We start from the raw sequence: 410 nt of genomic DNA, 5'->3' as shown, positions 1-410 counted from the left end.
CTCAGACACGGTGGCGGAGCGTAGACCCAGCCGCCGCCTTCCCACAAGTCATCCCACCAGCCGCCTCCGGTCAGCTCGACGACCGACAACGGGAAGCCCGCCTCGTGACCAACACCGGCGATTCTCACCTCGACAACGTGGCTATCACCGGCAGCGTTGGTCACCGAAACAGTCCTCCAGTCGGACGGCACTTTGGCCATGCCACCCTGGCGCGGATCGGCGTGGTTGGCCTGAATCGGTGCATTGGCGGCGAACGGAATTTGCGCGATCAGGCTGAACAGCCCCAAAGACTCGCACGTTGCCGGTACCTGACGGCAGAAACCCTGGGATGGGGTCTGATTCTTGAACTGATTTTTTTGCGGATTGGCAAAGTCCGGCTCGAAGGTGGCATCAATGTTGTGCACTTCGGC

The 410-nt window shown here is 61.2% G+C and carries 1 protein-coding gene; it reads right to left on the bottom strand.

What is annotated here, in order from left to right; translation table 11 throughout:
* Positions 1-410, bottom strand: a 410-nt coding sequence (locus tag AC0T7J_RS25450) for a hypothetical protein (RefSeq protein WP_473798589.1), incomplete at both ends; no start/stop codon positions are given.

It is taken from the genome of Pantoea sp. E956-1, from assembly GCF_982223955.1.
The sequence above is the reverse complement of the archived record's forward strand: the minus strand, read 5'-3'. Positions and strand labels throughout refer to the sequence as shown.